Source organism: Streptomyces bohaiensis (assembly GCF_012033785.1).
Lineage (GTDB): Bacteria > Actinomycetota > Actinomycetes > Streptomycetales > Streptomycetaceae > Streptomyces > Streptomyces bohaiensis.
In genome coordinates, this window is sequence record NZ_JAAVJC010000234.1 from 1 (window position 1) to 7361 (window position 7361).

At 72.2% G+C, this 7361-nt stretch carries 7 protein-coding genes and 1 rRNA gene; 6 read left to right on the top strand and 2 right to left on the bottom strand.

Going from position 1 to position 7361, the window contains the following annotated elements; translation table 11 throughout:
• Positions 1–288 precede the first annotated feature (288 nt).
• The 4 genes from HCN52_RS19545 to HCN52_RS19560 all read left to right on the top strand — a co-directional run bounded on the left by HCN52_RS19545 (position 289) and on the right by HCN52_RS19560 (position 3648).
• Positions 289–951 (top strand): fluoride efflux transporter FluC, encoded by a 663-nt coding sequence (locus HCN52_RS19545; RefSeq protein ID WP_168089758.1) that lies wholly within the window; start codon positions 289–291, stop codon positions 949–951.
• Positions 945–1310 (top strand): fluoride efflux transporter FluC, encoded by a 366-nt coding sequence (locus HCN52_RS19550; RefSeq protein WP_312876787.1) that lies wholly within the window; start codon positions 945–947, stop codon positions 1308–1310. The genes HCN52_RS19545 and HCN52_RS19550 overlap by 7 nt, the downstream gene beginning before the upstream one ends.
• 216 nt (positions 1311–1526) lie before the next feature.
• A complete protein-coding gene (locus HCN52_RS19555; RefSeq protein ID WP_168089759.1) occupies positions 1527–2189 on the top strand; it encodes a TMEM175 family protein in 663 nt (220 codons plus the stop codon).
• Positions 2190–2388: 199 nt separating this feature from the next.
• Positions 2389–3648 carry an AI-2E family transporter gene (locus HCN52_RS19560; RefSeq protein WP_245175294.1) on the top strand — a complete coding sequence of 420 codons (1260 nt, stop codon included), beginning with the start codon at positions 2389–2391 and terminating at the stop codon, positions 3646–3648.
• A gap of 44 nt (positions 3649–3692) precedes the next feature.
• Here HCN52_RS19560 and HCN52_RS19565 read toward each other — a convergent pair whose 3' ends face one another.
• Positions 3693–5099, bottom strand: a complete 1407-nt coding sequence (locus HCN52_RS19565) for an LVIVD repeat-containing protein (protein WP_168089760.1) — start codon at positions 5097–5099, stop codon at positions 3693–3695.
• Between the two features lie 180 nt (positions 5100–5279).
• On the opposite strand from HCN52_RS19565, the gene HCN52_RS19570 reads away from it, so the two are divergent.
• Positions 5280–5993 (top strand): DUF305 domain-containing protein, encoded by a 714-nt coding sequence (locus tag HCN52_RS19570; protein ID WP_168089761.1) that lies wholly within the window; start codon positions 5280–5282, stop codon positions 5991–5993.
• A gap of 650 nt (positions 5994–6643) precedes the next feature.
• Positions 6644–7129, top strand: a complete 486-nt coding sequence (locus HCN52_RS19575; RefSeq protein WP_168089762.1) for a GNAT family N-acetyltransferase — start codon at positions 6644–6646, stop codon at positions 7127–7129.
• A 155-nt stretch (positions 7130–7284) separates the two neighbouring features.
• On the opposite strand, the gene rrf is transcribed toward HCN52_RS19575, so the two are convergent.
• A 5S ribosomal RNA gene (gene rrf / locus HCN52_RS19580) occupies positions 7285–7361 on the bottom strand; the annotation flags it as partial.

The window sequence follows — 7361 nt, forward strand, 5'->3', positions numbered from 1 at the left end:
CGGCACGCCCGTCCTCGCCCGGCTCGGCGAGCAGCGGCGGCCGACCGGACCCGGCCGGCGGGCACCGGGGAGCCCTGTCCCGAGCGCCTCGCGGGCGCGGCGGCGGCGCCGGATGATCCGACCGGCCGCCTACCCTGGGCCGGGTGTCCTCCCGTCGTCGACAGGCCACCGGTGGCGGGGCCCACCGGCACCGACCGCGGCATCCGCAGCCGCCGCCGGCCCCTGCCCGACCACATCCGAGCGTCGCCCGGGCTCCTGCCCGGCCCGGGCCGGGCAGGAGAGCTGAGCATGGCTGACCGCACCCCCGACACCGCCCCTCGTCGCACCGGCGCGCCGCCGCCCGCCCTCCGCCTGCCGCCGCTGCTGGTCGCCGTCTCGCTCGGCGGCATGGTCGGTGCGGCAGCCCGGCACGGCACCGGCATCCTCTGGCCCGGCTCGGAGAGTTCGCCCCTGACCACCCTCGCCGTCAACATCGTCGGCTGTGCCGCCATGGGTGCGCTCATGGCACTGATCGAGACCGGCGCGGTCACGGCGCCGTGGGTGCGGCCCGCGTTGGGAACCGGCGTGATCAGCAGCTTCACCACCTTCGCGACGTACACCCTGGACGCCGACCGGGTGATCGCCGCCGATCGGTACGCGGCGGCCGCGCTCTACCTCGTCGGGACAGTCGGCGCGGCACTCCTCGCGCTGTGGGCGGGGCTCGCGACCACCCGCCGGCTCGCGACCCGCCGGCCGGGCGGCGGGCACGGTGACCACCGCACCGCAGGCGGCGACCAGGGCGCGGCGACCGCGGCCCGCCCCGCCGCCGGCGACCAGGAGGCGCCGGGGAAGCAGCTCCCACAGCGGTCGGCGGAACCACCGCCGGGCCGCGAGCACCGCGAGCACCGCACGCACCCCGATCCGCGCGACCACGGTGGCCGTCCCGGCCAGGGCGGAGCGGGCCCGTGCTGACCTGGGCCATGGTGCTGCTCGGTGCGGGTGTCGGGGCGCCGCTGCGCTTCCTCGTGGACCGGGCGCTCTCCCACCGGCTCGGCGGACGCCTCCCGCTCGGCACCCTGGCGGTCAACCTCCTGGGGTGCACCGGGCTCGGAGCGGTCTCGGCCCTGACCCTCCCCGCGACACTCGCGGCCGTCCTCGGCCCCGGCCTGCTCGCCACACTGAGCACCTACGCCGCCCTCTCCTGGGAGACGGTCCGCCTCATCGAGACCGGCCGGACGCCCCTTGCCCTGGTGAGCGTCGTCGCCAACGTGGTGGGCGGCACCCTCGCCCTCCTGGCGGGAGCAGCCCTCGCCGCGGCCTTCGCCGGCTGAGCCCACACCCCGCACGCCCGCCCCCCACCCGCGCGGGGGCACCGCCGTACGCCTCCCCCGCACCACCTCCCCTCCGGCCGCACACCCCGCGCCGCTGCCGACCCGTCTCCCGCCCACCCACACCGCAACCGCCCGGCGCCACGCAACCCCGCGCGGCGCCACGCAACCCCGCGTTGCGAACCCACCGCATCGGAGCCAACACATACCGTAGTGGATGTGACCGACAGTGAGCAAGGGCAGCCCGGACATCGCCCCTCGGAGGAGCGCGCGGCAGCCCTCACCGGCCGCCTCGTCGCCCTCTCCGACGGCGTGTACGCCATCGCGCTGACCCTGCTGGTGCTGAACATCAGCGTGCCGCCGGAGCTGGGCGACGCCGCGTTCCACGACGCCCTGCGCGACCAACTCCCCAACCTCGGCGCCTACGCCCTGTCCTTCGTGGTCATCGCCCAGTTCTGGCGCGACAACCGCTACGTACTGGACCGGGTGGACGCCTCCGTCGACCGGGGCGGCCACCTCGCGCTGCTCGGCCTCGGCCTGGTCGCCCTGCTGCCGTTCCCCACAGCCCTCCTCGCCGAGTACGGCGGCACCCACTCCGTGGCGACCGCCGGCTATGCGGCCACCGTCGCCGCGGTCTACGGGACGCACCTCGCGCTGTTGGTGACCTGCGAGCCGCGCCGCCGACCGGCCGACACCGTGCAGCGTCTCGCCGTCACCGACCTCGCGCTCTCCGCGGCGGTCTTCGCCGCCTCGATCCCGATCGCGTTCCTGAGCGCCGCGGCCGGCATGCTCACCTGGCTCGCACTCATCCCCGTCAAAGCGCTGGTCACCGCGGGGCAACGGCGAGCAGCCCGCCGGGAGGGCGCGCTACCGATCGGATGAGCCGTCGGATGAGCACCAGCGGGGGTGCCCCACCCCGGGCGCGGCACCCCCCGCACCCCGCATCCCCGCCGTGAGCCCGCCGAGTGGGGGCCCTCACGCGCCGCACTCGGCACTTCCACCCGTTTGCACCGCTTATGTGCAGTAATGAGCTGCGGACGACCGGCGGTCGCCCCGTGCCCGCGGTGAGGAGCAGAGAGCCATGCCCGACAGCCAGGACCCCGCTGACCGACCGGCGGACCCGCGCCCCGACCGGGCGGCGGCACAGCCGGACTCCGCCGCCGACGCCGGCCGGACCCACGGCTCGACACCCTCGGCGCCGCCCGCGAGGCCCGCCGCCGAGGGCGACCAGCAGCCCCGGTCCCGGACCCGCCGCCTCATGGGGGTCATCCGCTGGTCGGCGGCGATCCTCCTCGCCTCGGGGGTCGTCACGCTGTTCCTGGGGCTGGCGTTCCAACTGCGCGTGGTGGTCGTGCCGATCCTTGTGGCGCTGCTGATCACCGCACTGATCGTGCCGCTCGATCGGTTGCTGCGCCGGCTCGGCCTGCGCAGAGGATGGGCGGCGGGCATCTCGGCGACCCTGCTGGTGGCGGTGGTGGCGGCGGTGGTCTGGGTGATGGTGCAACTGCTGACGGACGCGGCCGCCGACCTCGGCTCGACGCTGCGGGACCTCGTCGACCGCGCCTCTCGGGAGAGCGGTCCGCTGGCCGACGCGGTGCGGGGCGCGGCGGACAGCCTCTCCTCGCTCGGGAGTGCCGCCGCCGGCGCCGCCGCCCAGGGCGCCTTCACGGGCATCAGCCTCGCCGGCCAGCTCGTGGCGGGCACCGTCCTCACCCTCACCCTGGTCTTCTTCGTCCTGCGGGACCGCGAACGGATGGTGACGGCCGTGCAGCGCTGGACGCCGGGCGGGCGGGGCGAGCTGGCGGTGCGCCTGAGCCGCCGGGCCTGGGACTCCATGGCCGGTTTCATGCGGGGCACCACCATCATCGCCGCCATCGACGCCGTGTTCATCACGGTCGGCCTGGCGCTGCTGGGCGTGCCGCAGGCGGCCGCACTGGGTGCCTTGGTGTTCGTGGGGGCGTACATCCCCTTCGTGGGCGCCTTCCTGTCCGGCACGGTCGCCGTCTTGGTGGCGCTGGCGGACCAGGGCGTCATGCTCGCTGTCGGAGCACTGGCCGTGGTGGTCGCGGTGCAGTTGATCGAGGGGACCCTGCTCCAGCCGCTGGTGCACAGCCGGACGGTGTTCCTCCATCCCGCGTTCGTCCTGCTCGCGGTGGCCGCCGGCGCCTCGGTGGGCGGGCTGGTCGGGACGCTGCTCGCCGTCCCCCTGACGGCTGCGGCCGTGGGCATCGCCGCCGAACTCCGCGACCTGGCCGCGGACGGCGGCCCGGACGCGGGCGCCCACCGCGCCGGTCCGGCGGCGAGCACCGGCGGCACGGCGAGCGCCTCGCCCGCGGGGTGAGCACCGTGGCCCCGGTGCCCGCCGCGGGCCCGCCCCCGCGGGGATCAGCGCAGGTAGCGGGGCTGTGTCTGGGCGTTGAGTTCCTTCATCCTCACGCCGTTGGCGCTGTTGGTGCGCGGGTCACGGATCTGGAGGACGTCGAAGCCCTTCTGGTCGTTGGAGTAGATGTGGCCGTTGTAGTAGTAGGCGGACCAGGTCCCGCCGAAGGTGAGGCGCTGGTCCGAGATCGGGCCGCGCTCGAAGTAGGCGATCTCGTGGGGGTTGCCGGAGTCGGTGAACTCCCAGACGGAGACACCGCCCTGGTACCAGGACTGCACCATGATGTCGCGGCCCTCGACCGGGATCAGCGAGCCGTTGTGGGCGACGCAGTTCTCGGTGTCGGCCTGGTACCGCGGGATCTTGTAGTAGCTCTGGAACTCCATCGTGCGCCGGTCGCCCTTGCCCGTGATGTGGTAGATCCCGTTGGCGCCGTACTCGTCACCGATGCGGGCGTTGCAGGTGGCAGCGCCGCCGCCACCGAGCTCGTCGGTGAAGACGATCTTGCTGCCGTCCTCGCTGAAGGTCGCCGAGTGCCAGAACGCGAAGTGCTCCACGTCCTGCACGCGGTCGATGACACGGGGCGCCGCGGGCTTCGAGATGTCCATCAGGATGCCGTCGCCCATGCAGGCGCCGGCGGCGATGCGCAGTGCGGGGTAGGCGGTGATGTCGTGGCAGCCGCTGGTCGCGGTGCCCGTGCTGTCGCCGGGGAAGCCCCCGTCGGGAAAGAGCACCTCGAAGGAGGAGACCCGCGCCTTCTCGGGGGACTTCAGCGGCACCTTGACGATGGAGATGCCGTCGTGGGGCGGCTGGCAGTCCGGGTACGTGGCGTGCGGGAAGTAGGACGAGACGTAGACGTAGACGTCCTTCTTGCCATCCGGCACCAGGGTGTGGGTGTGGGAGCCGCAGGCGGTCTCCACCGCGGCGACGTAGCGCGGTTCGCGCACGTCACTGATGTCGAAGATGCGGATGCCCTCCCACGCCTCCTTCTGCGTGGCGGGCATCGAGGTGCTGCTGCAGGAATCGTCGCTGCGTGAGGAGTCCACGGAGAGGAAGAGCAGGTCGCCGTGGACCGAGATGTCCCCCTGCGGGCCGGGGCAGTACACCTCGGCGACGATGCGCGGCGTGCTCGGACGACGGATGTCGTACACCGTGAACCCGTCGTAGTTGCCGGCGAAGGCGTAGTTGCCCTGGAAGGCGATGTCCGAGTTGGTCGCCCGCAGCCCCGCCTTGGGAACGTTGGCCAGATGACGGATGTTGTCGCTGTGGACGATCTCGTCCACACCGGGGATCTCGCCCTCGGCGATGGCCTCGGCCACCGAGAGACGTTCGTCGGCGGTGATCTCCGCCGGCGTGGGGTCGTCCGGGGTGGGGGTCGCGGCGGCGACTCCCGTGCTCAACAGGGCAGCCAGCATGCCGAGTGCTCCGGCAGCAGCGCCGATTCGCGTGTACCTGCGTCGCTCGCGCAACGATTCCACTGTGGCCTCCTGGGCGCAGCCGAATCCGTGAGGGTCTTGAGCAGGGACCAGTATTGACCAAGCATGTACATCTCAACAGAGCGACTTTTGACCGCCGAACGCCCTGGAGGCACGTCGATGCACCGTCATACCGCTCGAAGCCTGCGCGCCACCGCGGCAACCGCCTGCGCCACCGCTGTCGCCGTGATCGCACTCACCGGCTGCACCTCGGGGGAGACCGCGGAGGCGGCTGCCACCGAGGAGGAGGCGACCGTCATCGCCCCGGGCCGGCCGGGAGAGGACTCCCGCAGGCTGACGCCGGAACAGGTGCGGGCCGAGGCAGCCGAACGGCACGAGGCGCCGAACGAGGCGGACGTGAAGTACGTCGCCATGATGATCGTCCACCACGAGCAGGCGCTGGAGATGACCGACCTCGCCGCGGACCACGCCCACGCCGATCCGGTGGAACGGCTCTCCACCCGCATCGCGACGGCCCAGGCACCGGAGATCGAGGTGATGCGCGCCTGGCTGGAGTCCTACGAGGAGGAACACGGCCCGGCGGCGGACCACGGCGCGCACGGATCGGACCACGACGCGCACCGCCACGACCACGCGGAGATGCCCGGCATGGCCTCGCCGCGGCAACTGGCCGAGCTCGCGGACGCCCGCGGCGCGGAATTCGACCAGCTGTTCCTCGAATTGATGATTGTCCATCACGAGGGAGCGGTCACCATGTCGGCAGAGGTGATCGCCGAGGGCGTCGACATCACCGTCAATGAACTCGCGACCGAGATCGCGGCACAGCAGGCCGCCGAGGTCGGACGAATGGAACAGATGTCGGAGGAAATCTGAGCCGACCGATCGGGGCGCGACGGCGCTTCCCCGGGATAACCGCGCCGCCGTCATGGACAACGGCATATGCGGTGCCACTCGAAAGAGTGGAGTCCGTTATCGCGTCGGATCCGCTCCTCGGACCGCACCCGGACGGCACAGCCGCTCCGCGAGAGGCCACTCGTGCTCGGGACGCCCCTACGACCGCGCGCACAGGGCGACGGCGCCGCCGCCCGGGCGACCTGGGCCCGCTCCGAGGTGCGAGCCGTCGACACCGCTGTGACGCTGCGGAACGGAAAGCTCACGGCGACCATGCCGCGCCGCAAGGGCACATGCACAGCAGGTTGCCGTCCTCGTCGGTGAAGATCTCTATTTCGTCCGATCCTCCGCAAACTGGGCATCTCACAGTTTCACCGCACCTTGAGCATGTGGACATCTGTTCAAAAGCCGTACGTGGCGGCCGATTATTTCCCAGTTCCAGCTTGCGGCTCCGGCGAAACTTCGGCGTGTCGATACCGCGCTAAACCTGTTCGCCATTCATCGCGGAATTCGGCTACACTTCGCCACCGCTTCGGCACCGGGCGGGGTCGCCGCCCGGCGCCGGCACCGCGGAGCGGCCCGGGGCCTGAATCCCGGCCGGTGGCGCGCCCCCCGCGTGTATCGTCCGGCGCATGGAGATTCGCGCCGCCGTAGCCGGGGACTGGCCCAGCATCTACACCTTCTACGCCGCCATCATGGCCGAGGGGCGGACCTACGCGTTTCCCGAGGGGCAGAGCCTGGACGAGGCCGAGCCGTGGTGGATGGAGCGCCCTCCGGGGCAGACCGTCGTCGCCGTCGCCGGTGACAGGGTCGTGGGCTCCGCCAAGATGGGGCCGAACAAGCCGGGCCGCGGCTCCCACATCGGCACGGCGTCCTTCCTGGTGGACCCGGACCACCAGGGGAAGGGCGTCGGACGCCGGCTCGGCGAGTACGTCATCGAGTGGTCCCGCGCGCAGGGCTTCCACGGCATCCAGTTCAACGCCGTCGTCGAGGTGAACGAGCCGGCGGTGCGTCTGTGGACGTCACTGGGCTTCGAGGTAGTCGGCACGGCGCCGCTGGCCTTCGACCACCCCGACGCGGGGCTCGTCGGCCAGCACATGATGTTCCGTCGGCTCTGAGAGCGCACAGCGTCGAGCAGCTCCGTACGGTCCTCCCGCTGTAGCGGGAGGACCGTACCGGGCACGCACACAGGTGGCCCCGGAAACAGCAGTACAACGCAGAAAAGGGCGCCACCGGAACCGGAGTTCCAGTGAGACCCTCTCCCACACAATTTGTTCGGCGGCGACCTACTCTCCCACACGGTCCCCCATGCAGTACCATCGGCGCTGAAAGGCTTAGCTTCCGGGTTCG